Source organism: Pseudomonas sp. NFACC51, from assembly GCF_900103575.1.
Taxonomy (GTDB): domain Bacteria; phylum Pseudomonadota; class Gammaproteobacteria; order Pseudomonadales; family Pseudomonadaceae; genus Aquipseudomonas; species Aquipseudomonas fluorescens_Q.
On record NZ_FMXH01000004.1, the window covers coordinates 369,702 to 393,416 of the forward strand.

The window sequence follows — 23,715 nt, forward strand, 5'->3', positions numbered from 1 at the left end:
TTTTTTCATCACGCAAAATCCCCTGCGCATCACTGCATCAACGCCAGTCGTGCAGCCAGTAGCACAAAGGCTGCCGAGAATAGCCGGCGTATCCACTGCAACACGGATGGACGCTCCAGAACATGGCGGCGCATCGATGCGCAGAGCACGCCATAGATGACGAAGACGACAAAGGTGATCGCCATGAAGATGAAGCTCAGTTGCAACATGCGCCACATGGCATCCGTTTCTCCTGGCGCGAGAAATTGCGGTAGAAAGGCCAGGAAAAAAATCGACAGTTTTGGATTCAGCAGATTGACCAAGATGCCCGAAAAAATCACCGCGCCGTTCGAACGTGGGGTCTTGTGCGGATCAATATGCAATGCCCCATGGCTCTGGAGCGTGCTCCATGCCATCCACAGCAGGTAAGCGACGCCAAGGTACTTGATGATCTCGAAGGCCAGTGGGCTTGTGTGCAGCAGTGCAGCGAGGCCCGTGATGGCTGCCAGCATGTGCGGCACGATCCCCAGGGTACAACTCAATGCCGCTATCACGCTTGCGCGCCAGCCCCGGGCCAGGCCGGCTGCCACTGTATAGACCACGCCAGTGCCAGGCGAGGCCGCCACGATCAGGGAAGTGATAAAAAATTCGAGGTTCATGCGACGCCGACCTTGGCAGTTGTGAAGTCTCCAGCCTGCCTGCTGTGAGGAGGGGCGTCTTGAACGAAATTGCAGGTTGCTACGGGTGTCCTTGGCGGGCGTACATGCCCGGTGAGAATCCAAAGCTGCGCACGAAGCATCGAGTCATATGGCTCTGATCGGCGAAACCGCTGGCCAGGGACGCATCGGCCAGCGGCATGCCTGCAGCGATCAGTTGTCGTGCTCGGTGGATGCGTCGTTGCAGCAGATAGGCGTGGGGTGTCAAACCGGTCAGGCGGGTGAAGGCGCGTACCAATTGAAAGCGGCTTAAATCGGCCTCCCTGGCGAGCAGGGCAAGCGACATGGACGACTGCGGATCGTCGTCGATCAAGGCTTTTGCACGGTTTGCCGCGACCTTCGGCAAACACGATATCGGCATGGAGCGATCCAGCAAATGTTCGAGCAAAAGCACGAGCGTTTCTTCGATCTTCAGGTGAGCGCCAAATTCCTCGGCTTGCGCGAGGGCTTGATACAACGTGCGGAACAACTCTGCCGCACGGGGGCTTTGCAGCACCGGATAAGCGAATTCCTGGGCACAGATGCCTCCATCGTTCTGCATATCCTTGAATGCCTGCGCAATCAGCAGCGGGTCGAAATACAGCATCTGCCAACGACGCGTTCCGTTTCCGATGGGCGCGCCGTCATGCACTTCGGCGGGGTTGACCGATATAAGGTCGCCAGCCGTCGCTTCTACCTGGCCTCGGCCGCTGGCTGAACGTTGCGCCCCGCGCACAAGCAAGCCAATGCCAAAATGTTCGTGCATATGCCGGACGAACGTTCGATCTGAATCGGCCTCGACGATTTCCACGCCCAGTCCTGGAATTCTTTGGATCTTGAATGCGTGACCTGTCATGCAGGCCTCCATGCCCGTACTTTTTAGAGGATCAATTTAGCATCACTGCCATGGATCAGCAGTGGCGTTGGTTCGATGGCTCTATGAGTGCTTGAAAAGCAGGCTGAGGCCAAACGCCAGGCAAAAAAAAGCCAGCACGAGGCTGGCTTGAGTATTTTTGGGCTATCAGGTCGCGTCTGCGGCCATTTCTGCGTCATGGGCAATCAGCGAAACGAGGGCGTTCTGCTGGCGATGGGAGAGTTGTCGGAAGCGTTGAAGCAGTTCGCGCTCATGCAATGATAGCTCTGGACTGTCCAGGCGCATGCTCAACTCTTCACCCAACGCGCCTTCCTGAATAAGGCTTTGCTCAAGACGCGCGATGATTTCAGAGTTCATGCTGCGGTGATGATTGCGAGCCACTTCGGCAATGCGTTCCCGCATTCCGTCTGGCAGACGTACGACGAACTTGTCAGCCGTACGGCTGGAATAAATTGCCTGTTTCAATGGGCGCATATATTTAACCGGTTAGTTCAGGGGAGCGGTTCTCGGGATTGGCCGCAGGATGTCGATAGGACAAGCTCCATTGCCAAATGTTCAACCTGAATTGTTAAGAGGCCCGCATCATGCCTCAAAATTGCCAGATCATTGGCGCCAATTCTGTGACAAATTCTGATCGGGGTAAAGGCGTTCTGCCAGTATCCTTCATCAAAAAATGCGGACTGGTTGGTAAAAAACAACAGGTTCGCATTTGTGACCGTCGAATTGTGTCTATGTGCCATACCGTCTGGCGGATAACGGAAATGGACAAAAACCTGTGCCATCCCTGTCTTGTACAGGATAGTGGCAAATGGCCGATTTACTAGGATGAGCGAGCCAGGACAGATGAATGGCGGCCCGCGCTCGGCGTCCAGAATCTGCCAGCCTTACAGGGGAGTACTATTTGCCTACACTTAAAAAGCCATGGGCGACATGACAAACGCAGGGCAGGTCGTTAACATGCACGCCGTCCTGCGCACCGCATCTCTTGTGGTCGACTCGTGTCTCAGTAGCTCAATTGGATAGAGCATCCCCCTCCTAAGGGGAAGGTTGGCAGTTCGAACCTGCCCTGGGACACCATATTAATCAAAGATTTAGCGAATTTTTTGCCCGGCTCTCGTTTTTTTTTCCTGGTCCCCACTTCTTAATGCATTCTTTGTGGCGAGGGAGCTTGCTCCCGCTCGGTTGCGCAGCAGCCGTCAAAAAACGGGTCCGCTGCGCGGCCCAGCGGGAGCAAGCTTTCTCGCCACGGTCTGATTTTCTGCACTCGGTTTTCCCTACAGCTTCCCCTTAACGGAACGCCATTTCCTGCCGATAACCCGATGAGCCCGGTTGTCTCCTGCGTTTTGGCTCGCAATGTGCGTCACGACACAGCCAGGCCAAGCGATTGCTGAAATCCCTTGAACGTTGCTGGCTGGTGGCTATCATCTGCGCGCCTCGGGCTTGTGACACGGCGTTTCGTTGTTATGCCATTGGGTTATTTTTTTACTTGCCTGGACATCCTCGATGCTGGCGTACCACCAAAAAAGTTTTCTGATCGTCGATGATTTCTCGGATTTCCGCAGTTCGATCCGGTCCATGCTGCGTGAGCTGGGCGTCAAGGACGTGGACACCGCCGACACCGGTGAAGTGGCGCTGCGCATGTGCTCGCAGAAGCGTTATGACTTCATCTTGCAGGACTATCACCTGGGCGACGGGCGCAAGAATGGCCAGCAGGTGCTGGAAGACCTGATGGTCGAGAAGCTGATCAGCCATGAAAGTGTGTTTCTCATGGTGACCGCCGAGACCAGCCAGGCGATGGTGCTCAGTGCCTTGGAGCATGAGCCCGATGCGTACCTGACCAAACCGTTCAACCGCTCCGGCCTGGCCCAGCGGCTGGAGCGGCTCGAGCAGCGCAAGACCCTGCTCAAGCCGATCCTGCAAGCCCTCGATCGTGGCAAGCCGATGGACGTGCTCAATGCCTGCATCGCGTTGTGCAAGCAGGACCCGCGCTACGGGCCGTTGTGCCTGCGTTATCGGGCCGATGCGTTGCGCGACCTGAATCAGAACGAGGCCCTGGAGCGTCTGTACAACTCCATCCTCGCGGATCGCCCGTTGCCGTGGGCCTACGCGGGGCTGGGCAAGTTGATGTTCAAGCGCGGCCAGGTGGGGCAGGCCAAGGCCGTTTATGAAAAGGCCCTGAAAGTCTTTCCAATGATGCCGGCGTTGTACGATGGCATGGCCGAAGTGTTGATGGCCGAAGGTGACACCAAGCAGGCGCAGCATGTGCTGGAAGAGGCGGTGCGCCTGTCGCCGCTGGCGGTGCGCCGTCAGTCGTTGCTGGGCAAGTTGGCGATGACCAACGAAGACTACGACACGGCTTCCCGGGCTTATCGCCAGGCGGTCGGGCAGGGCGCGCAGTCGCGCTTCAAGGATCCGGAAAGCAACCTCGGCCTGGCCCATGCGCTGATCAGCAAGGGCAGCGAAAAAGGCCTCGATACCCGCACCCGGCTGGAGATCAACACCACGCTCAGTGCCGTGGCGAAGGAGAACCTCAACGACCCGGGGTTGCAGGTCCGGGCGCGGCTGATGAAGGCCACCAGCCTGTTGCTCAACGATGCCGAAACCGCCGAGAAGCTCACCGAACAGGCTTTGCAGCGCCTCGATGGCATGGAGCAATTCATGAGCGCCGAGGCCGCGTTGCTGGTGGCCAAGCAGTTACAAATGCTTGGCCAGGCCAGCGCCGGCGAGTCGATGCTCAAGAACTGCGCGGAAATCTACGGTGATGACCCGACGGTGATGCAAGGCATCGCCAAGCTGACCGACGATCCGAACATTCTCAATCAAGGCAATGCCGCCGCCGAGCTGAACCGCGAAGGCGTGCGGGTCTACAAGACCGGCGCGTTGCCGGAGGCGCGGGAGCTGTTCCGCCGCGCCCTGAAGATGCAACCGAAGAACATCAGTATTGCCCTGAACATGGCGCAATCGCTGCTGCATGGCACCGACACCAGCGTGGAGTCGGAACTGCTGCAGGAGTGTCGCGCCTGCCTGAAACTGGTGGGCATGATGCCCGACACCGATGCGCGTTTTGCGCGCTATCAAAAACTGCGAAGCAAGGCATTTGGCGATGAATGACAGCGAACAGGTCCTCGATTTTTCCACGGTGATCGCATCGACCGTGCACGACATGAAGAACTCCCTGACCTTGCTCATGCAGACGCATACGCAATGGCTCGAGCGCTTGCCCGACGCCGAGCGCCAGACCTCGGAGCAAGGCGTCATCGAGTTCGAATTCGCCCATCTCAATGGTTTGCTGGTGCAACTGCTGGGGCTGTACAAGCTCGGTGTCAACCAGTTGCCGCTGCACCCGGCCTACCATGAGCTGGATGACTTCATCGAGGCGCAACTGGCCGGCCATCAGGACGTGTTCCGCAGTCGCGGGATCATGGTCACCTATGAAGTCGATCCGCTCAGCCCCTTGGGTTTTTTCGACCGTGAACTGATTGCTTCGGTGCTCGACAATTGCATCAATAATGCCATTCGCCATGCGCGCCAGGCGCTGCTGATCAGTGTGAGCGACGAGGCTGGGCAACTGGTGCTGACCCTCAATGACGACGGCGAAGGTTACCCGCCTGAGATGATCGAGCGTCAGGCCGAGTACGTGCAAGGCATCAACCACAGCAGCGGCAGCACCGGGCTGGGTCTGTACTTCGCCGCGCGGATCGCCAGGCTGCACCAGCGCGGCGGCGTGAGCGGGCGTACCGAGATTGCCAATGGCGGTGTGTTGGGTGGTGGGGTGTTCCGGCTTTACCTGCCCTGAGCGTGCGCTTTTTAAAAAACAGCACAAATCCTCTGTGGGAGCGAGCTTGCTCGCGATAGCGGTGTATCAGTCAGCTCAATATTGACTGAGCCGATGCCATCGCGACCAAGCTCGCTCCCACACGCGTATTGCGTAAATTTTAATTGCCTCCGGGTGCTTGATATTCCGAACAGCCGAAGCCTATTTTGTACGGGTTGCCGTTCGCGGCTCGCACATAACAAGGATTGCGTCATGACGACCGATGGCCAGCGTTCACTCGCGCAGCGACTGACGGGCATTGATGAGATTGAATGTGTCACGCCGGATTTGAATGGCGTGCCGCGGGGCAAGGTAATGACCGCTGAGGGTTTCCTCGAAGGCCGGCGGTTGCAGTTGGCGCGGGGCGTGCTGCTGCAATGCATCATGGGCGGTTATCCGCCGTCGCGTTTCTACGGCAGCGACGACGGCGACCTGGCGCTGGTGGCCGATCCGAAACAGATTCATCGCCTGCCTTGGAGCCAGCAGCCCCGTGCCCTGGCGATCTGCGATGCCGACGAGTTGACCGGTGAAAGCTCCCGGCTCTCGACGCGCGGCCAGCTCAAGGCCGTTGTCGCGCGCTATGCCGCCCTTGGCCTGGCGCCGGTGGTGGCGACCGAACTGGAATTCTTCGTGTTCGCCCCCCACCCGGACCCGACCCAGCCGTTCCAGCCGCCGATGGGCCTGGATGGGCGTCGCGAAGACGGCCATTCGGCGTTCAGCGTCAGCTCCAACAATGGCCTGCGCCCGTTCTTCAGTGAAGTCTATGCCTGCATGGCGGCGCTGGGCCTGCCTCGTGACACCTTCATGCATGAAATGGGCGTAAGCCAGTTCGAGATCAATCTGCTGCACGGCGATCCGCTGTTGCTGGCCGACCAGACGTTCCTGTTCAAGCACCTGCTCAAGGAAGTGGCCCTCAAGCACGGCCTGACCGTGGTCTGCATGGCCAAGCCTCTGGCCCACACACCGGGCAGTTCGATGCACATCCACCAGAGCGTCGTCGAGGCGGACAGCGGCCGCAACGTCTTCAGCGACGAAGCGGGCGAGCCGACGGCGACTTTCCGACATTTCATCGGTGGGCAACAGGCGTGCCTGGCGGATTTCACCGCGTTGTTCGCGCCGAACGTGAATTCCTACCAGCGCCTGTGCCACCCGTTCGCCTCGCCGAACAATGCCTGCTGGTCCCATGACAACCGTTCGGCCGGGTTGCGGATTCCTGCCAGCTCGCCGGTGGCCCGGCGGGTCGAGAACCGCTTGCCGGGAGCCGATGCCAACCCCTACCTGGCGATTGCCGCCAGCCTGGCCGCCGGGCTGTATGGGATTGAACATCGGCTGGAGCCGAGCGCGGCGATCCAGGGTGAATTCGAAGTGCCGGATAATCTGTCGCTGCCATGTACCTTGCATGCCGCCTTGGAGCGTCTGAAGCGTAGTCATCTGGCGAAGGAACTGTTTGGTACGGAGTTCATCGAAGGCTACATCGCCTCCAAGACCCTGGAGCTGACCAGCTTCTTCGATGAAATCACGCCTTGGGAGCGACGTGTCCTCGCGGCCCAGGCATAACGAACCGTCGCATTCGGGCTATCTTCAACAGGTAGCCCTTACTCACCTCAAGGAGCCGCTCGGAACGCCGATGCGCCAAATCTGGAAACCTTTTCGAGCGCTTTATTTCGCTTCGCTGATGATGTTGATCGGCTCGGGCCTCTTGAGTACTTACCTGGCCTTGCGCCTGGCCGCCGACCATGTGGACAGTCTCTGGGTCGGTGCGCTGATGGCCGCCAACTATTTCGGCCTGGTGCTGGGGGGCAAGATCGGCCATCGGCTGATCGCCCGCGTCGGGCACATCCGCGCCTATTCGGCCTGCGCCGGGATTGTCGGGGCGGCCGTGCTGGGCCATGGCTTGGTGGACTGGCTGCCGGCCTGGGTCGTGCTGCGGATGATTGTCGGCCTCGGGATGATGTGCCAGTACATGGTCATCGAGAGCTGGCTCAACGAGCAAGCCGATGCCAAGCAGCGTGGGGTGGTGTTCAGTGGCTATATGATCGCCTCGTACCTGGGGTTGGTGCTGGGGCAGTTGATCCTGGTCATGCACCCGGCCCTGGGGCCTGAGCTGTTGATGCTGGTGGCGCTGTGCTTCGCCTTGTGCCTGGTGCCGGTGACACTGACCCGGCGGATTCACCCGGCGGCGCTGCATCCGGCGCCCATGGAGCCGCGCTTCTTCATCAAGCGTGTGCCACAGTCATTGAGTACGGTGCTGGGCTCCGGATTGATCGTCGGCTCGTTCTATGGTCTGGCGCCGCTGTATGCCTCTCAGCAGGGTCTGTCGACCGAGCAGGTCGGTCTGTTCATGGGTAGCTGCATCTTCGCCGGACTGCTGGTGCAGTGGCCCCTGGGCTGGCTGTCCGATCGATATGACCGGGCGCTGCTGATCCGCTGCTTTGCGCTGGTCCTGACGATCTGTGCGCTGCCATTGGCGATTCTTCCGACGGTGCCGCTGGAGGTGCTGTTCGTCGCGGGGTTCTTCTGTTCGCTGGTGCAGTTCTGCCTGTATCCGCTGGCGGTAGCGTTCTCCAACGACCACGTCGAAGCTGATCGAAGGGTGTCCCTGACCGCGATGCTGCTGGTGACCTACGGCGTGGGAGCCAGCATCGGGCCGCTGGTGGCCGGCGTGCTGATGAAAATGTTCGGCAGCCAGATGCTCTACGGCTTTTTCGCTTTCTTCGCCTTGGTACTGGTGTGGCGGATCCGACCGAAAGCGGTGACCAACCTGCATCAGGTCGATGACGCACCGCTGCATCACGTGGCGATGCCGGACAGCATGTCGAGTTCGCCTTTGGTGGCGTGTCTTGATCCGCGGGTGGATGAGCAGGTGGTGCAGGAGCAGATGCAGGCGCCGGCCAATCCGGACGTGGAGCCCGAGCCGGCCACTGAGGCTGCGGCCGAGGCTGAAACTGAAACCGAGGCGCCCGAGACACCGAGTTTTACCCAGGCCAGGCCTTGAAGCAGGCATAAAAAAACGGGCAGTCGCCGTAAGGGACTGCCCGTTTTTCATGCCTCGAAAAATCAGAGGTCGTCTTTATCGAAGCGCCGGGCTTCTCGTTGGAGCTGGTAGACGAACCGCTCGACCTGCCGTTGCACCAAGCCACTGATGTTATGGAAGCGTACACCGGCGAACGTGGTGTTGATCCTTTCTTCGAAATGCAGGTAACGCAGCTCGACTGGCGCGGTCATGTTGCCAAAAGGCAGGGCCGCGATGAAACGCTCATACACCTGGCCCAATTGCAGACGCTCCGTGATGTCGCCGTCAAAGCGCAATTTGCAACCGGTGGCGGAGATGTCCAGCAACTTGCCATCTACGGGGGACTTGAGCTTGTCGCCGCCCAGTTCAACGCTTACCAGTTGTGCCAGTTTCAGGGCGGCGCGGAAGGCGTTGCGACGTTGGTGGTAGACCACTTCGTCGGGCAGGGCGCCGCGATAGCAGCGACCGTCGCTGGATTCATCGATGGTCAGTGGACCCTTGCCATCCCAGGCGATACGCACGCCGTCATGAAAACCCTCGACACGAAACGGCTCGCCAGCCAGCAGGAAACGCTCGCCGTCCCGGGGGATCATTTCATCCAGGGCGATGGAGTTGGTCTCGCGATCGACGTTGACCAGATAGCTCTGGAAGCGCTGGCTACGTTCGTGGAAGGTGATGATCAGTGGGTCGTGGCTCTCTTGCAGCATCCGCAGGTTGCCGGAGATTTCCAGGGGCGTGGTGAGGACCTTGGGGGGCTGCGGAGCATCATCCGCGTTTGATGCATTGAACACGGTGAGTCAATCTCCAGGCAAAATACGACTACGAATGGCCGGCATTTTGCCAGCATGTATCGCGCGTTGATAGAGCGAAGGCATTGTTCGTTTCATGCCTGGCTGAGCGGGCGGTGCTTGACCATTCTGGCCGTTGAACCGCTAGCGTCATACAGCGTCGGGATCTCGCCACCGTTGAGAATGCGCAACTGGTTGGCGGTGGCGGCCTGCTGCATCAGGATCGACTGGCCGTTGCGGGCGTTGGTTGCCTGGCATTGGGCGAGCAGGTCGTTGAGTACTTTGCTCTGGGAGCGCAGCTGATCGCCGATCGTCGACTGGCTGGCCAGTTGCTCGAGGCCGTCATGGCTGGCAGGCAGGTTGAGGCTGGCGAGGATCTCGCTGCGTTTGCGGCCATGCTGGTCAAGCAAGATGATCAATGCCTGTTTCTGCGCCAGGATATTCTCCAGCAGAGGCATGTCACGACCGTGCAGTGCCACGGATTCGGCCTGCAACAATTCCAGTAGCTGTTGCGCTGGAACGAAGTCGTCGATGATCAATTGCAATAAATGAGTGTCGTGCATGGCTGGCCTTGGGTCTTAGCGTCCAAAAGCCTGGCGCAGGCGGCGGCCTAGCGCTGGGCTTCGAAGTTGAGCAGTTTGCTGGCTACGCGGTTGCTGTCGACTTTGTAGCTGCCATCGGCGATTGCTGCTTTCAACTCGGCCACGCGGGCGTTGTCGACGACAGGTTGATCGCGCAGCTTGTCAGTGACCTTCTGCAACTGCTGAGCCTCATTGCTGAGGTGTACCGACTCCCCATTGCTGACTTGGTCGGCTGGTGTAGACAGCGGCGCGGATTTGCCGGCTTCGGCGGTTTCCTTGGTAGCGCTGGTACGCGTAGTGCCTGTCAGCGGTGAAGAGCTGTTTAAACGATTGAAATCGATGACCATGGTAAAAAACCTCTGGGTATTTGGACGCTTGCCATGTTTTCGGCCATTCCCAAAAAAACTTTAGGCTCATTTATTCAATGAACGTGCGCACGTCTGCGCTTGCCTTTGCGTAAGGCACAGTCTAGGGAACACCGGGATCAAGCGCCAGCTTTCTACCTCCTCTACCGGGTCATTACATCGCCACTTCCACTTGGCCTGGAGCCATCACTTGCGCCTTGATGACGCGCTGGGAATTGAGGTTTTTTACCCGTATCTGTTCACGCATGCCGCCGTTGGACAGGGCTTCGCCGGGCATCCGCACGGCCAGGGAGCCGCTGCGGGCGGTGATGACCACCTGGTCGCCCTTGCGGACCACTTCGGCCTGCTCCAGGTGCACCAGCGTCACGACCTGATCGGCGACCATTGGTCGGACAAGTTTCTGCCCGATGGCCTGATCGACGGAGGTCAGGAAGCCCTGGGTGATCTGGCTGATGTCCCGTTCACGCAGCATCACGTCCTGGGGCTCGACGATCCCGGCCCGCTTGAGCGGACGCGTGGTGGTGACAATTTCCCGAAACAGGCGCACTTGAGCGGGCACGAACACCGTCCAGGGCGCGGCGCTGTCGCAACGAACCTTCACCGTGACGCGGCCCAGAGGGCGAGCGGGACTTTCCAGCGAAGCAGTCAATTCCTTGTCGCACATTGGCATGCGCAGGCGCGGGTCGAGTTGGTTGACTTCGATTTCGTAGCGACCTTCGGTTTGACTGGTAGCCAGATAGTCTTCTACGGTGAATTCAAGAAAGCCCTGAGTGACGCCGATAAGGAGATCAGGCAAGGTAACCGGAACAGCAGCAAGGGCAGGACCGCCCGAAGTGAACAGGCAGACAGCCAGCAGTGCACCGAGCCAGTGGCGGCAGTGAGTGGTCAGGCGTCGAGAAAATGTCGTTTGTGCGTTCATGCCGGTTCAATAGCAAGCCCCGTGCCGTTTAGTGATGAATGCGCGTCGGACACATTAGCGTTAGGTAGGAGTCAGGGCATGGCGGGAGTAATGGATTCGGTGAACCAGCGCACTCAGCTGGTCGGTCAGAATCGCCTGGAGCTGTTGTTGTTCCGTCTCGACGGCCAACAAATGTATGGGATCAACGTATTCAAGGTCCGCGAGGTGCTGCAATGCCCCAAGCTGACCCTGATGCCCAAGTCCAGCCCCGTCGTGTGCGGTGTGGCCAATATTCGGGGAGCGACCATCCCGATTCTCGACCTGGCGATGGCGACCGGTTCCGGTCGGCTGCTGGACCAGAGCAATCCGTTTGTGATCATCACCGAGTACAACACCAAGACCCAGGGGTTCCTGGTCCGCTCGGTGGAGCGCATCGTCAACATGAACTGGGAAGAGATCCATCCACCGCCCAAGGGGACCGGCCGCGATCACTACCTCACGGCAGTGACCCGGGTCGATAACCAGTTGGTGGAAATCATCGACGTGGAAAAAATCCTCGCCGAAGTAGCGCCCACGCCGGAAGCGATCTCCGTGGGGGTGGTGGATGCCGAAACCCAGCACAAGGCGATTTCGCTGCGGGTGTTGACCGTCGATGACTCTTCGGTGGCCCGCAAGCAGGTGACCCGTTGTCTGCAAACGGTTGGCGTCGAGGTGGTGGCGTTGAACGACGGGCGACAGGCGCTGGATTACCTGCGCAAACTGGTCGACGAGGGCAAGAAGCCTGAGGAAGAGTTCCTGATGATGATCTCCGACATTGAAATGCCGGAGATGGACGGGTACACCCTGACTTCTGAAATCCGCAGCGATCCGCGCATGCAAAAGCTGCACATCATCTTGCATACTTCGTTGTCCGGGGTTTTCAACCAGGCGATGGTCAAGAAGGTCGGTGCCGACGATTTCCTGGCGAAATTCCGTCCCGATGACCTGGCGTCCCGGGTCGTCGAGCGGATCAAGGCAGCAGAATAAAGTAAAGGTCGGGCGCGTTGTGCGCCCGGCAAGTCAACACGATGAAAGAGGCGGTATCTTGTCTACGGGTAATTTGGATTTCGAACAGTTCCGGGTCTTCCTGGAAAAAGCCTGTGGCATCTTGCTTGGTGAAAACAAGCAATACCTGGTGTCGAGCCGTCTCAATAAATTGATGGAGCAACAGGGCCTCAAGTCATTGGGCGAGCTTGTGCAGCGTATCCAGACCCAACCGCGCAGTGGTTTGCGCGAGATGGTGGTGGACGCGATGACTACCAACGAAACCCTGTGGTTTCGCGACACCTATCCGTTCGAAGTGCTGAAGAACAAAGTGCTGCCGGCTGCCATCAAGGCCAGCCCGGGCCAGCGCCTGCGGATCTGGTCGGCGGCCTGCTCGTCGGGGCAGGAACCCTATTCGCTGTCGATGTCCATCGATGAGTTCGAACGCTCCAACCTCGGCCAGTTGAAAGGCGGCGTGCAGATCGTCGCCACCGACCTGTCCGGGACCATGCTCAATAACTGCAAGACTGGCGAGTACGACAGCCTGGCCATCGGCCGTGGTTTGTCGCCGGACCGCCTGCAACGCTACTTCGACCCGAAAGGGCCGGGCAAGTGGGTGGTCAAGGCGCCGATCAAGAGCCGGGTGGAGTTCCGCTCGTTCAACCTGCTGGACAGCTATGCCAGCCTGGGCAAGTTCGACATCGTGTTCTGCCGCAACGTACTGATCTACTTCTCCGCCGAAGTGAAGAAAGACATCCTGCTGCGCATCCACGGCACGCTCAAGCCGGGCGGCTACCTGTTCCTCGGCGCCTCCGAGGCGTTGAACGGTTTGCCGGATCATTACCAGATGGTCCAGTGCAGCCCGGGGATCATTTACCAGGCGAAGTGATTGGCTTGGGTTGACAAAAAACGGGAGTCCCCACGGGCTCCCGTTTTTTTATGCCCGCTCATTCCTCCCTATCACCATTATCCCTGTGGGAGCGGGCTTGCTCGCGAATGCGGCGGTCAGTCGAGATAAATGTCGCTGTCACACCGCTTTCGCGAGCAAGCCCGCTCCCACAGTTTGAATGCCATTGCCCTTGAGAAGCGGCAGAAAAGCGGCAGCTTGCGGAAGCCAGTTGCCGCTTTTCTGGCATTGCCGCCTTGCCGATGCCCGCAAAGCCCCGGTTTACGGGGCTTTGGAAAGTGGCACGCCGCTTGCTATAGCCAACGTACGTACATTCTGGTCACCCAAAGGTTTCCGACATGAGCATCAGCTTCGATAAAGCGCTCGGTATCCACGAACAGGCCCTGAGCTTTCGCGCCCAGCGTGCCGAAGTCCTGGCCAACAACATCGCCAACGCCGATACCCCGAACTACAAGGCTCGGGACCTGGACTTTTCCAAAGTGCTCGCCGAGCAGAACGAGAAGACCAAGAACGGCCACTTCGCCTTGAACATGACCAACAGCCGTCATATCGAAGCCGAAGGCCTGGGTAATGGCGACGAGTCGTTGATGTATCGCACGCCGATGCAGCCGTCGATCGACCAGAACACCGTGGACGCTCAACTGGAACAGTCCAACTACGCGGAAAACTCCGTGAACTTCCAGGCCAGCTTCACCCTGCTCAACAGCAAATTCAAAGGGCTGGTATCGGCCCTGCGTGGAGAGTAAGCCATGTCGATTGCTAGCGTATTCAACATTGCCGGCAGTGCCATGAGTGCCCAGACCACTCGCCTGAACACCGTCGCCAGTAACATCGCCAACGCCGAGACCGTTTCGTCGAGCATCGACCAGACCTACCGCGCCCGCCACCCGGTATTCGCCACCATGTTCCAGGGCGGCCAGTCCGGCGGCAGCGACTCGCTGTTCCAGGAGCAGGACGCGGCCGGGCAGGGCGTACAGGTGCTTGGCGTGGTCGAAGACCAGAGCAACCTCGAAGCCCGTTATGAGCCGAACCATCCGGCCGCTGATGCCAAGGGTTATGTCTACTACCCGAACGTCAACGTTGTCGAAGAAATGGCCGACATGATTTCCGCCAGTCGTTCGTTCCAGACCAACGCCGAAATGATGAACACCGCCAAAACCATGATGCAGAAGGTCCTGACCCTCGGTCAGTGATAAGGGGCGAGTCACATGAGCGTTACCAACACTACCAGCGGTTTGAGCCTGAACGAGATTCTGGCCAATTCCTCGGTCAAGACCAACAACACCTCCGATACCCTCGGGGCAATGACAGGTGCGGCGACCGGCAAGAAGGAACTGGGCAAGGATGCGTTCCTGCAACTGCTCGTTACCCAGCTGAAGAACCAGAACCCGCTGGAGCCCCAGGACAACGGTGAGTTTGTGGCCCAATTGGCGCAGTTCAGCAGCCTGGAAGGCATCACCACCCTCAACGAGACCGTCAGCGGCATCGCCGGCAACTACAACTCGTCCCAGGCCCTGCAGGCCTCGTCACTGGTCGGTCGCTCGGTCATTGCTCCAGGCGACAAGGCTGTGGTCGATACCTCCAAGAGCCTCAACGGTACGGTGGTGGTGCCAACCTCGGTGTCCTCCGTCGCGGTCAAGATCGTGGACAAGGACGGCAAGACCGTTCGCACCATCGACTTGGGCAGCCAGAACGCCGGCAATTCCGCGTTCATCTGGGACGGCAAGAACGATGCGGGCACGGTCGTTGAATCGGGCACTTACACCTTCGCGGCCTCGACCACCATCGACGGCAAGGCCACGTCGTTGATCACCAACCTGCCGGCCACGGTCAGCAGCGTGACGATCAGCCAGACGGGCGGTGAGCTGATGCTCAACCTGGCCGGGCTGGGCAGCATTGCCCTGTCCAAAGTACAAACTATTGGTATGTAGAGCCGACTAACCGGCAAAAGGAGTCAACATGTCTTTTAACATCGGCCTTAGCGGTCTCTATGCAGCCAACAAACAGCTGGACGTGACCGGCAACAACATCGCCAACGTGGCGACCACCGGTTTCAAATCGTCCCGCGCGGAATTCGAAGACGTCTACTCGGCCACCAAGCTGGGTTCGGGCAGCAAGACCGTCGGCAACGGCGTGCGCCTGGCCAACGTTTCCCAGCAGTTCGGCCAGGGGGATGTCAACAACACCGGCAACGTGCTGGACATGGGTATCCAGGGCCAGGGCTTCTTTGTCCTGAGCAACGACGGCTCCCTGAGCTACACCCGTGCCGGTACCTTCAAGACCGACAAGGAAGGCTACATCACCAACAGTGACGGCACTTCGCGCCTGCAAGGCTATGGCGTGGATGCCAACGGCAAGATCCAGAACGGGATCCTGACCGACCTGCGCATCGACACTTCGAACCTGCCGCCGCAAGCCACCAGCCTGGTTTCTTCGACGATCAACCTGAACTCCACGGCGACGCCGATCACCGTTGCGTTCAACCCGACCGACACGGCCACATTCACCAAGCAATTCACTACCCCGGTCTATGATACCCAGGGCAACCAGCACTCCATGGACCAGTACATGGTCAAGACTGCCGGTAATACCTGGAACGTCTATACCTTGATCGATGGTCGTAACCTCAATGGCAGCGCGCCGGTTGCTCCGAACGCTCCGGTTCCTTCCACAATGACGTTCGACTCGAACGGCAGACTAACCCAGGTCAGCACTCCGGTTCCGCCGACCGTTCCGCCGACTGTTCCGACACCTGCGCCAACCATCAGCAATGATCTGAATCTGGTTGGCTGGGTCCCAGGCACTGTGACTAATGGTACATGGACTGCTAATGGCGCGGGCTCGTCGACTATTACGATCTCCATGGCCAACACCACCCAATTCAACGCCGACACCGCCCGCTCGATTCCAGCCCAGAACGGCTACGCCACCGGCCAGATCACCAACCTGACCATCGACGGCAGCGGCGTATTGCTGGCCAACTTCAGCAACAACCAGACCAAGCCGATCGGCCAGCTCGCACTCGCCAGCTTCACCAACGAGCAAGGCCTGCAGCCGGTAGGCGGCACCAGCTGGAAAGAAACCTTCGCCTCGGGCATCCCGGGCTACGATGCCCCGGAAACCGGCACTTTGGGCTCGATCGTCTCCAACTCCCTGGAAGAGTCCAACGTCAACCTGACCAACGAACTGGTCGAGCTGATCAAGGCCCAGAGCAACTACCAGGCGAACGCCAAGACCATCTCCACCCAGAGCACCATCATGCAGACCATCATCCAGATGGCTTGATGTCGATGGTTGCTTGACGCTGCACACGGAGCCCCTCGCAAGAGGGGCTTTTTCATGCCCGCTAGAGCCCGTCCTCATGCTAGGTTTCCCTTTGTGGCGAGGGGATTTATCCCCGCTGGGCTGCGCAGCAGCCCCCTCCACAAGCTGTCAATACGACCTGCCTGACCCACCGGGTCGCTGGCATTCAGGGCCGCTCCGCGCCCCAGCGGGGATAAATCCCCTCGCCACAATGAATGTCACCTTGAATATGGATGAGGGCAGCCCAGGCGACGTCGTTTCCAAGGCAAAAGAAAACCCCCGATAAACCAGCGGTCTATCGGGGGCTTCTTCAGTCGGCGCCTTTACACGCCCACCCACTCAGCTTATTGGCAAGCTTCGCAATCCGGCTCGTCGATCGCGCAGGCCTTTGGCACTGGCGCAGGGCCTGCTGGAGCCGCCAGGACCGAATCGTCACCGTGGTTGCCGCCGCTGGAAACAGCGTTCAGCTTGCCGGTGTTGATGGTCGACTTCTCGGTGCTGGTCGCGGCCAGGGCACGGAGGTAGTAAGTGGTTTTCAGACCACGGTACCAAGCCATGCGGTAGGTCACGTCCAGCTTCTTGCCCGAAGCGCCGGCGATGTACAGGTTCAGCGATTGAGCCTGATCGATCCACTTCTGGCGACGGCTGGCGGCGTCGACGATCCACTTGGTGTCCACTTCGAACGCGGTGGCGTAGAGCGCTTTGAGCTCTTGCGGGATGCGTTCGATCTGCTGCACCGAACCGTCGTAGTACTTCAGGTCGTTGATCATGACCGAGTCCCAGAGGCCGCGGGCCTTGAGGTCGCGAACCAGGTACGGGTTGATCACGGTGAACTCGCCCGACAGGTTCGATTTCACATACAGGTTCTGGTAGGTCGGTTCGATCGACTGCGACACGCCGGTAATGTTGGCGATGGTCGCGGTCGGTGCGATGGCCATGATGTTGGAGTTACGGATGCCTTTCTGCACACGGGCGCGAACCGGTGCCCAGTCCAGGGATTCGTTCAGGTCAACGTCGATGTACTTCTGGCCGCGCTGGGCGATCAGGATCTGTTGCGAGTCCAGCGGCAGAATGCCCTGGGACCACAGCGAACCCTGGAACGTCTCGTAGGCGCCACGCTCGTCGGCCAGGTCGCAGGAAGCCTGGATTGCGTAGTAGCTGACCGCTTCCATGGACTTGTCGGCGAATTCGACCGCGGCATCGGAACCGTACGGGATGTGCTGCAGGTACAGTGCGTCCTGGAAGCCCATGATGCCCAGGCCGACCGGACGGTGCTTGAAGTTGGAGTTCTTCGCCTGTGGCACCGAGTAGTAGTTGATGTCGATCACGTTGTCGAGCATGCGCACGGCAGTGTTCACGGTGCGTTGCAGCTTGGCGGTGTCCAGCTTGCCGTCGACGATATGGTTCGGCAGGTTGATCGAGCCCAGGTTGCAGACCGCGATCTCATCCTTGTTGGTGTTCAGGGTGATCTCGGTGCACAGGTTCGAGCTGTGGACCACGCCCACGTGCTGCTGCGGGCTGCGCAGGTTGCACGGGTCCTTGAAGGTCAGCCATGGGTGGCCGGTTTCGAACAGCATCGAGAGCATCTTGCGCCACAGGTCTTTGGCCTGGACGACTTTGAACAGCTTGATCTTGTTGTACTCGGTCAGGGCTTCGTAGTACTCGTAGCGCTCTTCGAAAGCCTTGCCGGTCAGGTCGTGCAGGTCCGGCACTTCGGATGGCGAGAACAGGGTCCACTTGCCGTCGTCGAAGACACGCTTCATGAACAGGTCAGGGATCCAGTTGGCGGTGTTCATGTCGTGGGTACGACGACGGTCATCACCGGTGTTCTTGCGCAGCTCGATGAACTCTTCGATGTCCATGTGCCAGGTTTCCAGGTAGGCACAGACCGCGCCCTTGCGCTTGCCGCCCTGGTTGACCGCGACGGCGGTGTCGTTGACCACTTTGAGGAACGGCACCACGCCCTGGGATTTGCCGTTGGTGCCCTTGATGTACGAGCCCAATGCGCGAACCGGGGTCCAGTCGTTGCCCAGGCCACCGGCGAATTTCGACAGCATGGCGTTGTCGTGGATCGCGCCGTAGATGCCCGACAGGTCATCCGGAACGGTGGTCAGGTAGCAGCTCGACAGCTGTGGACGCAGGGTACCGGCGTTGAACAGGGTCGGGGTCGAGGCCATGTAGTCGAAGGACGACAACAGGTTGTAGAACTCGATCGCACGGTCTTCGCGCTGCTTCTCTTCGATCGCCAGGCCCATGGCCACGCGCATGAAGAAGATCTGTGGCAGTTCGAAACGCACGCCATCCTTGTGGATGAAGTAACGGTCATACAGGGTTTGCAGGCCCAGGTAGGTGAACTGCTGGTCGCGCTCGTGGTTGATCGCCTTGCCGAGTTTTTCCAGATCGAATTCGGCCAGGACCGGGTTCAGCAATTCGAACTCGATACCCTTGGCAACATAAGCTGGCAGCGCCTTGGCGTACAGGTCGACCATTTCGTGGTGGGTCGCGCTCTCGGCGACTTCCAGGAAGCTCAGGCCTTCGGCACGCAGGGTGTCCATCAGCAGGCGGGCGGTCACGAAGGAGTAGTTCGGCTCGCGTTCCACCAGGGTCCGCGCGGTCATCACCAGGGCCGTGTTGACGTCCTTGAGTGCAACGCCGTCATAGAGGTTCTTCAGGGTTTCGCGCTGGATCAGGTCGCCATCGACTTCTTCCAGGCCTTCGCAGGCCTCGGTGACGATGGTGTTCAGGCGGCCCATGTCCAGCGGCGCCAGGCTGCCGTCGGCGCGGGCGATGCGGATCGAAGGGTGGGCCTGGACCGGTGCGTCGGCCGGGGAGCGGGTCGCACGTTCCTTGGCGCGGGAGTCACGGTAGATCACGTAGTCGCGCGCCACTTTCTGCTCGCCGGCACGCATCAGGGCCAGTTCGACCTGGTCCTGGATTTCTTCGATGTGGATGGTGCCGCCCGAGGGCATGCGACGCTTGAAGGTCGCGGTGACCTGTTCGGTCAGGCGGGCCACGGTGTCGTGGATTCGCGACGAAGCGGCAGCGGTGCCACCTTCAACTGCGAGGAACGCTTTGGTGATGGCGACGGTGATCTTGTCATCGGTGTAAGGAACGACAGTGCCGTTACGCTTGATCACACGCAGTTGGCCCGGCGCGGTGGCGGACAGATCCGGGTTCGAATCGGCGGCCAGCGGCGCGGTGCCCTGCGGGTTCTCGCGAGTTGTGTCGGTGTGCATGGGTGTCTCCACGTTCTCTATGTTTGTTTGGGCACCATCACGGTGCCCACCGTTCCGTCCTGAAGCACTACAACCGACTGGCGCCGGGCATAACAACTTCGGGACAGTAGGAAGCAGGCGTTTAATGCCGCTTCCATCCGAAGTTCTCAGGTTGCGAGCGGGGCTCGAAACCGGGTTGCCGGGGTGGCAGCAATTGACTGCAACACCCGTACCGTTTCGGTCGTTTTCGACCTTGAAACAGTTGCCATCCGCAGGGGCGGTCTGGGCTTGGGGAAATACGGTGTTTCAGCTGGACAGAAGCAAGAAAAGCGCTTGAATTCTCTGCCCGACTTGTGTTTGGTTTTTGGCCTGAAACCCTACATGTAGGGTTTTTTGCGCGGCGGGCTACAAGATAATGCGTTTTTGGGGGGTATGCAACGTGCTACCTGTGGATAAGCCTGTGCGTAATTTGTGTGCGAAACGTGGAACTGCTCTGTAGGCCGCGACCTAGCTGGAGTGGACCTTTTTTCATCGGTTTCAACGGTCTGAAAACTGCCCGATGGTTTTTTGCGGGCGCGGACGTTACCACATAAAACCTGCTTCGACCGAACGCATTTGTCCGCTTGTTTTCTAGGGGGGCGACGTTTATACAATCGACCGGTGTGCTGGCATGTTTATCCTCCTTTGATATGACAAAAAGAGGAGGCTGTATTCGAATCTCTGGAGTGAACACTGTTGTGGCCAGAGATTGCTCCCGCTCGATTGCGCAGCAATCGCAAAAAACAGGGGCCGCTTCGCAGCCCAGCGGGAGCAAGCTCCCTCGCCACGGGGTAGTGATCCTTCTGCAAGGGTTGTGGCCATCCGGTCCTTTATTTTCATAACAAAACGAGGCCCCCATGGAACAAGAAGCCTGGCAGGTATTGATCGTCGAGGATGACCAGCGTCTGGCCGAGCTGACCCGGGAGTACCTCGAAAGCAACGGGTTGCGTGTCGCCATCGAAGGCGACGGCGCGGTGGCGGCGGCGCGGATCATTGCTGAGCAGCCGGACCTGGTGGTCCTCGACCTGATGCTGCCCGGCGAAGACGGCCTGAGCATCTGTCGCAAGGTGCGCGGGCATTATGACGGGCCGATCCTCATGCTCACCGCCCGCACCGACGACACCGATCAGATCCAGGGCCTGGACCTGGGCGCCGATGATTATGTCTGCAAGCCGGTTCGCCCGCGTTTGCTCTTGGCGCGTATCCAGGCCCTGCTGCGGCGCAGCGAACCGGAGCCGAGCGTCGCGCAGAAGCAGCGACGCCTGCAATTCGGCCCGCTGGTGGTCGACGACGCCCTGCGCGAAGCCTGGTTGCAGGGCAACGGTATCGAGCTGACCAGCGCCGAATTCGACCTGCTGTGGCTGCTGGTGTCCAATGCCGGGCGCATCCTGTCCCGGGAAGAAATCTTCACCGCTTTGCGCGGCATCGGTTATGACGGCCAGGACCGTTCCATCGACGTGCGCATTTCGCGTATCCGCCCCAAGATCGGCGATGACCCGGACCATCCACGGCTGATCAAGACCATTCGCAGCAAAGGCTACCTGTTCGTTCCTGAAGCCTGCGTAGACCCGACACCGTGAACTCGATCTTCCTGCGTATTTATGGCGGCATGTGTGCCGCACTGGTGCTGGTGGCGGTCCTCGGCGTACTGGCCCTGCACCTGCTCAACCAGACCCGCAGCGAGCAATACCGCGAGCGCCTGGCCCACGGTACGTTTTCGTTGATGGCCGACAACCTGCGGCCGATGAACGACACCGAGCGGCGGCGGGCGTTGCTGGTATGGGAGCGCCTGCTGGGCATTCCCCTGGCGTTGCAGACCTTTGCCCAGACCGACCTCGACCTCGGCCAGCGCACCCGCGTACTGCGTGGCCAGGCATTGGTGGAGCAGACCGGACCCCATGCGGCGAAGGTCTACCGGCTGGTCAGCGATGGCGAACAGTTGATGCTGGTGGGTGAAGTCCAGCAGATCAGTGAGCAACTGGCCCGCGCGACCATCTATCTGTTGGCCGACGAGCTGGTGCGTTCCCCGGTGGCCGAACAACCCAAGCGGCTGGCGCAACTGGCGCAGGAAAAAGGTTTTGGTTTCGATCTGCGACTCATGACCGCCGAGCAGGCGGACATGGATGAAGACCAGCGCCGTCGTGTGTCCGAGGGCGATACGGTGATGGCGTTGGGCAAGGGCGGCGACTCCATCCGGGTCTTCGCCGGCATGGTCGGCACGCCGTGGGTGCTGGAGATTGGTCCGCTGTACCAGATGAACCCTTATCCGCCGCAATGGCTGGTGCTGATCGCGGCGCTGGGCTTGAGCCTGATCGGCTTGATCGTCTACCTGTTGGTGCGCCAGTTGGAGCGGCGCTTGCGCGGCCTGGAGTCGGCCGCCACCCAGATCGCCCAGGGCAGCCTGGAAACCCGGGTACCGGCCCGAGGTGCCGACTCGGTTGGGCGGCTGGCCGCTGCGTTCAACGGCATGGCCGAGCACTTGCAGCAATTGTTGGCCATCCAGCGCGAGCTGGTGCGGGCGGTGTCCCACGAATTGCGTACCCCGGTGGCGCGCCTGCGCTTCGGCCTGGAAATGCTCGGCAGCGCCACCACGCCCCAGGCCCGGGACAAATACCTGGCGGGCATGGACCACGACATCGAAGACCTGGATCGGCTGGTGGACGAAATGCTCACCTATGCGCGGCTGGAACAGGGTTCACCGGCCCTGAACTTCCAGCGGGTGGACCTGGATGCGCTGGTCAATCAAGTGATCGATGAATTGGGGCCGTTGCGGGCCGGGATCACGGTCGAGCGCGGTCTATGCCTGTCGGCCGTCGATTGCGACGGCGCCTGGGTCGAGGCCGAGCCTCGCTTTCTGCATCGGGCCCTGCAGAACCTGGTGGGCAACGCCATGCGTCACGCCAGTTCCCGGGTCACCGTCAGCTATCAGGTGGGCCAGTTGCGCTGTCGGGTGGATGTGGAGGACGACGGGCCTGGTGTGCCGGAGGCGGCATGGGAGCGGATCTTCAAGCCCTTCCTGCGCCTGGATGACAGCCGCGCCCGGGCGTCGGGCGGCCATGGGCTGGGGCTGTCGATCGTGCGGCGGATTATCCACTGGCATGACGGTCGGGCGTTGATCGGCAAGAGCAAGAGCCTGGGTGGCGCCTGTTTCAGCCTGAGTTGGCCGAGGCATCAGGACAGGTCTTGATGTGTGGGCTGCCTGTACTGGCCTCATCACGAGCAAGCTCGCTTCCACATTGGCGCGCGCTCGACCTGTGGGAGCGAGCTTGCTCGCGATGAGGCCCTCCCAAACCCACAACTCTCAGGCTTTGATCCCCACCAGGCTCAATAGCTGCCCATCCTTCACCCCGAACTGCGCCTGCAGTTCGCTGCCATGACGCCACTCGGCCGACAGGTCCGTCAGCAACCGCAGTCGCACCTGTCCGTCGTGTGTCCATTCCAGCACTTCGGCATGCTCGAAATAAAAGCGCTGCCTGACGATGGGATACAGCGCCTTGAACAAGCTTTCCTTCACTGAAAAGGTCAGGGTGACCAGCAAGGCGCGGTCGTCATGCGCAAGCGTTGCCATGCGCAGCAGCTCCGGCGAGGTGAGGATTTCACCGGCCAGGCGCTCGGCGCGCTCGGGGTCGAGCAGGTTTTCCACGTCCATGCCCAAGCCTTGCCAGTGGTCTTTTTTCGCGACGATGGCCGCGGCCCGGCCCGTGCTGTGGGTGATCGAGCCGCTGACATGGGCCGGCCACACGGGGGCGCGGTCTTCACCGATAGCCGGCACGCAGGCCAGGCCGTCGAGTCGCTGCAATGCCGCCCGGGCGCAGATCCGCCCGGCCAGGAATTCAGCCTGACGCTTGGCCACCGATCGCTGGATGCTCGCCGGTGGTTCGATGGCGCTGTCGGGGAAGTCGGTGCCTACCAGCAGCAACGGGTCGAAGCGGGTGCTCAGCAGCACCGTATCGGGCAGCGCATCAGGCAAAAGCCAGTGTTCATCCAGAGGCGAGCAACAGGCGGGCAGGGTGGGGAGTGTCTTCATGCCCGGCATTTTGCCGGGTTGACGGGAGGCTGGGTAGTGGGGGCGTGCGTATGGCGCAGGGACAGGCTTTTGTGGCGAGGGAGCTTGCTCCCGCTGGGCTGCGAAGCAGCCCTAAGATTCTGCGGTCGCTGCGCAACCGAGCGGGAGCAAGCTCCCTCGCCACAGAAGCATCATTTTTTCAGCTGGAAGAAATG

General features: G+C 60.1%; 21 protein-coding genes and 1 tRNA gene. 13 read left to right on the top strand and 9 right to left on the bottom strand.

Annotated elements, in window-relative coordinates; translation table 11 throughout:
- Positions 1-29: 29 nt before the first annotated feature.
- From BLT00_RS11135 to BLT00_RS11145, 3 genes are all read right to left on the bottom strand, one after another.
- Positions 30-638: a LysE family translocator gene (locus tag BLT00_RS11135; protein WP_092145252.1), complete on the bottom strand. Its 609-nt coding sequence runs from the start codon at positions 636-638 to the stop codon at positions 30-32.
- Positions 639-717: 79 nt separating this feature from the next.
- Complete coding sequence (locus tag BLT00_RS11140) at positions 718-1,485, bottom strand: AraC family transcriptional regulator (protein WP_256572768.1); 768 nt, start codon at positions 1,483-1,485, stop codon at positions 718-720.
- Between the two features lie 210 nt (positions 1,486-1,695).
- Positions 1,696-2,022, bottom strand: a complete 327-nt coding sequence (locus BLT00_RS11145) for an Arc family DNA-binding protein (protein ID WP_003204761.1) — start codon at positions 2,020-2,022, stop codon at positions 1,696-1,698.
- A gap of 526 nt (positions 2,023-2,548) precedes the next feature.
- Here BLT00_RS11145 and BLT00_RS11155 point away from each other — a divergent pair.
- The 5 genes from BLT00_RS11155 to BLT00_RS11175 all read left to right on the top strand — a co-directional run bounded on the left by BLT00_RS11155 (position 2,549) and on the right by BLT00_RS11175 (position 8,357).
- Positions 2,549-2,625 (top strand) — tRNA-Arg (locus tag BLT00_RS11155).
- Between the two features lie 426 nt (positions 2,626-3,051).
- A complete protein-coding gene (locus BLT00_RS11160; RefSeq protein ID WP_063324722.1) occupies positions 3,052-4,659 on the top strand; it encodes a tetratricopeptide repeat-containing response regulator in 1,608 nt (535 codons plus the stop codon).
- Complete coding sequence (locus tag BLT00_RS11165) at positions 4,652-5,344, top strand: sensor histidine kinase (protein WP_063324723.1); 693 nt, start codon at positions 4,652-4,654, stop codon at positions 5,342-5,344. Before BLT00_RS11160 ends, BLT00_RS11165 begins: the two co-directional genes overlap by 8 nt.
- Before the next feature lie 333 nt (positions 5,345-5,677).
- Positions 5,678-6,919 carry a glutamine synthetase family protein gene (locus BLT00_RS11170; RefSeq protein ID WP_175456226.1) on the top strand — a complete coding sequence of 414 codons (1,242 nt, stop codon included), beginning with the start codon at positions 5,678-5,680 and terminating at the stop codon, positions 6,917-6,919.
- 70 nt (positions 6,920-6,989) lie between these two features.
- A complete protein-coding gene (locus BLT00_RS11175; protein WP_063324725.1) occupies positions 6,990-8,357 on the top strand; it encodes an MFS transporter in 1,368 nt (455 codons plus the stop codon).
- Positions 8,358-8,419: 62 nt separating this feature from the next.
- Here BLT00_RS11175 and BLT00_RS11180 read toward each other — a convergent pair whose 3' ends face one another.
- From BLT00_RS11180 to flgA, 4 genes are all read right to left on the bottom strand, one after another.
- Complete coding sequence (locus tag BLT00_RS11180; protein WP_003204744.1) at positions 8,420-9,166, bottom strand: flagellar brake protein; 747 nt, start codon at positions 9,164-9,166, stop codon at positions 8,420-8,422.
- A gap of 92 nt (positions 9,167-9,258) precedes the next feature.
- A complete protein-coding gene (locus BLT00_RS11185; protein WP_072346436.1) occupies positions 9,259-9,726 on the bottom strand; it encodes a flagella synthesis protein FlgN in 468 nt (155 codons plus the stop codon).
- A 47-nt stretch (positions 9,727-9,773) separates the two neighbouring features.
- Positions 9,774-10,091 carry a flagellar biosynthesis anti-sigma factor FlgM gene (flgM, locus tag BLT00_RS11190; protein WP_063324728.1) on the bottom strand — a complete coding sequence of 106 codons (318 nt, stop codon included), beginning with the start codon at positions 10,089-10,091 and terminating at the stop codon, positions 9,774-9,776.
- Between the two features lie 172 nt (positions 10,092-10,263).
- Positions 10,264-11,028: a flagellar basal body P-ring formation chaperone FlgA gene (gene flgA / locus BLT00_RS11195; RefSeq protein ID WP_063324729.1), complete on the bottom strand. Its 765-nt coding sequence runs from the start codon at positions 11,026-11,028 to the stop codon at positions 10,264-10,266.
- Between the two features lie 78 nt (positions 11,029-11,106).
- Here flgA and BLT00_RS11200 point away from each other — a divergent pair, with 78 nt between their 5' ends.
- The 6 genes from BLT00_RS11200 to flgE all read left to right on the top strand — a co-directional run bounded on the left by BLT00_RS11200 (position 11,107) and on the right by flgE (position 16,222).
- Positions 11,107-12,033, top strand: a complete 927-nt coding sequence (locus BLT00_RS11200; RefSeq protein ID WP_003204737.1) for a chemotaxis protein CheV — start codon at positions 11,107-11,109, stop codon at positions 12,031-12,033.
- A 58-nt stretch (positions 12,034-12,091) separates the two neighbouring features.
- Positions 12,092-12,919, top strand: a complete 828-nt coding sequence (cheR, locus tag BLT00_RS11205) for a protein-glutamate O-methyltransferase CheR (protein ID WP_063324730.1) — start codon at positions 12,092-12,094, stop codon at positions 12,917-12,919.
- A 356-nt stretch (positions 12,920-13,275) separates the two neighbouring features.
- Complete coding sequence (flgB, locus tag BLT00_RS11210; protein ID WP_003204732.1) at positions 13,276-13,683, top strand: flagellar basal body rod protein FlgB; 408 nt, start codon at positions 13,276-13,278, stop codon at positions 13,681-13,683.
- Positions 13,684-13,686: 3 nt separating this feature from the next.
- On the top strand, positions 13,687-14,130 hold the full coding sequence (flgC, locus tag BLT00_RS11215; RefSeq protein ID WP_003204730.1) for a flagellar basal body rod protein FlgC: 444 nt from the start codon (positions 13,687-13,689) through the stop codon (positions 14,128-14,130).
- Positions 14,131-14,145: 15 nt separating this feature from the next.
- On the top strand, positions 14,146-14,868 hold the full coding sequence (gene flgD / locus BLT00_RS11220) for a flagellar hook assembly protein FlgD (RefSeq protein ID WP_072346450.1): 723 nt from the start codon (positions 14,146-14,148) through the stop codon (positions 14,866-14,868).
- 28 nt (positions 14,869-14,896) lie between these two features.
- Complete coding sequence (gene flgE, locus BLT00_RS11225; RefSeq protein WP_092145258.1) at positions 14,897-16,222, top strand: flagellar hook protein FlgE; 1,326 nt, start codon at positions 14,897-14,899, stop codon at positions 16,220-16,222.
- 362 nt (positions 16,223-16,584) lie between these two features.
- On the opposite strand, the gene BLT00_RS11230 is transcribed toward flgE, so the two are convergent.
- A complete protein-coding gene (locus BLT00_RS11230; RefSeq protein WP_063324733.1) occupies positions 16,585-19,476 on the bottom strand; it encodes a ribonucleoside-diphosphate reductase subunit alpha in 2,892 nt (963 codons plus the stop codon).
- Between the two features lie 875 nt (positions 19,477-20,351).
- Here BLT00_RS11230 and BLT00_RS11235 point away from each other — a divergent pair.
- Both BLT00_RS11235 and BLT00_RS11240 read left to right on the top strand, forming a co-directional pair.
- Positions 20,352-21,074 (top strand): response regulator, encoded by a 723-nt coding sequence (locus BLT00_RS11235; RefSeq protein ID WP_092145260.1) that lies wholly within the window; start codon positions 20,352-20,354, stop codon positions 21,072-21,074.
- On the top strand, positions 21,071-22,681 hold the full coding sequence (locus tag BLT00_RS11240; RefSeq protein ID WP_063324735.1) for an ATP-binding protein: 1,611 nt from the start codon (positions 21,071-21,073) through the stop codon (positions 22,679-22,681). The genes BLT00_RS11235 and BLT00_RS11240 overlap by 4 nt, the downstream gene beginning before the upstream one ends.
- Before the next feature lie 114 nt (positions 22,682-22,795).
- Here the strand turns inward: BLT00_RS11240 and BLT00_RS11245 are convergent, their stop codons facing one another.
- Entirely contained in the window at positions 22,796-23,521 is a 726-nt protein-coding gene (locus BLT00_RS11245) for a 4'-phosphopantetheinyl transferase family protein (protein ID WP_218189613.1), read from the bottom strand.
- Positions 23,522-23,715 lie beyond the last annotated feature (194 nt).